The organism is Vibrio sp. Vb1980, assembly GCF_033338615.1.
GTDB lineage: Bacteria > Pseudomonadota > Gammaproteobacteria > Enterobacterales > Vibrionaceae > Vibrio > Vibrio alginolyticus.
Genome location: NZ_JAWOSZ010000066.1, coordinates 1 through 833, shown reverse-complemented (window position 1 = coordinate 833; position 833 = coordinate 1). Strand labels below are relative to the sequence as shown.

At 52.8% G+C, this 833-nt stretch carries 1 protein-coding gene; it reads left to right on the top strand.

Going from position 1 to position 833, the window contains the following annotated elements:
- On the top strand, window positions 1-833 hold an 833-nt coding region (locus R7F64_RS23810), incomplete at both ends, for a tandem-95 repeat protein (RefSeq protein ID WP_318072140.1).

Genomic DNA, 833 nt, shown 5'->3' with positions numbered 1-833 from the left:
GAAATCACTTACACCATCACCGATGGTGCACTGACCGACCAAGCGACGGTCAACGTCACCGTGAATGCGGTGAACGACACGCCTGTGGTTGAAAGCAGCATTGCAGACCAAACCTTGGCGGAAGATTTCACCCCATACAGCATCGATCTAAATACTGCTTTCAGCGATGTAGATAACGTGGATGGCGATCTGACCTTCAGTGTCTCCGGCAACAGCAACATTCAAGTGGCGATCGTCAATGGCATTGCTACGTTCACTCCAACCGCAGACTGGAACGGCTCAGAAACCCTAACCTTTACCGCCACCGATCCAAGCAGCGAAAGCGTTAGCCAAACGGTGAACTTCACAGTTGCGCCTGTGGCAGATATTGAATCTGACCGCGCGACGGTTGTGGAAGACACACCAACCATCATTAAGGTTTTAGGTAACGACACGTTCGAAGGCGACGACAAAGTGGTTTCGCTGGATACCAATCACGGTCCAGCCAACGGCACGGTCTCGGTCAACCTGGACGGCAGCGTCACTTACACGCCAAACGACAACTTCCACGGCACAGACAGCTTCACCTACATCGTTACGTCAGGTGGGGTGTCAGAGTCCACCACGGTGAACGTCGATGTGACGCCAGTGAACGATGCGCCAGTGGCGACCAATGACAATGCCGTTACTGACGAAGACACGCCAGTGACGATTGATGTCCTGCCAAACGACACCGATATTGATGGTGATAAGCTGTCGATTGAATCGGCTTCCGTACCTGAAACACAAGGCACAGTTGAGATCGTTGATGGCAAACTGGTCTTCACACCGGCTGAGAACTTCCATGGTGACGC